The following is a 901-nucleotide window of genomic DNA, read 5'->3' on the forward strand; positions in this document are numbered from 1 at the left end:
TTTCCCTACACGACGCTCTTCCGATCTCGCAGCCGGGGCGCTTTTTTGATTATGCGTTGACCTTGGTGATAGAGGCCAGTAGCAGGCGGGTGCCGTGCTGGAGAAACTCCTCCCGGGACAGACCGATGGTCTTCTGAATATATCCCTCCCGGATATCGGCGGTATGCACCATGCCGGACAGGGCGGACCAGAACAGCAGAACCGTCTCCATAGGGGGAAGCTGAGAGCGCACCGCGCCCTCCGCCGCACCGCGTACCAGGAAGGCCGCCAGCTCCTCGTCGATCTCACCGCTCACGCGCAGGATATCCGCAACTCCCTTCTGAGTCTCGTCCGCCTCCTGCACCAGAGGCATCGTGCCCGTAGCGGCATCATAAGCGGTGGGATTTTCATCGTAGAACCGGACGATGGAGCGGCATACCGCGTCGTAGGCCTGATACCAGTCGCTGTGGCTCTCAATGGCCTCGTGAATCTTCTTTTTCAACAGAACCATACCGCTGAGGAGAATGGCATTGATGATCTCCTCCTTGCTCTGAAAGTACACATAGAGGGTGGCCTTGCTGTACTCCGCCTCCCGCGCGATGTCATCCATCGTCGTCTTTTCGGTACCCTTCTCGGCAAATAGCCGCTCGGCGGCCGCTAGAATAGAGCCCCGGTGAAACTCCGTCAGCGCCTGCTTCTTACTCATCACGTCATTCCAGCCTTTCCAATTCAACAATCAAACTTCTGGTTTAGGAAATGATATCATGATTTTCGTTCTATTGCAAGCAGATTTTCAAATTTTCAGTTAGAAGAAAGAAAAAATCACCGAGATAATTATATCGAACTATGCCGAAAATGCAACCCTTAATTTTTGCCTCTCCTCTGTAAAATTGTAGGTTTGTCAAACATATTGGACGGTGAA

Annotated in this window: 1 protein-coding gene; it reads right to left on the reverse strand. The window is 52.8% G+C overall.

The genetic code is table 11. The features are described from left to right. Positions 1 to 49 precede the first annotated feature (49 nt). Positions 50 to 685 (reverse strand): TetR/AcrR family transcriptional regulator, encoded by a 636-nt coding sequence (locus tag HMPREF0372_RS09650; protein WP_007491560.1) that lies wholly within the window; start codon positions 683 to 685, stop codon positions 50 to 52. Positions 686 to 901 lie beyond the last annotated feature (216 nt).

Source organism: Flavonifractor plautii ATCC 29863, assembly GCF_000239295.1.
GTDB classification, from domain to species: domain Bacteria; phylum Bacillota; class Clostridia; order Oscillospirales; family Oscillospiraceae; genus Flavonifractor; species Flavonifractor plautii.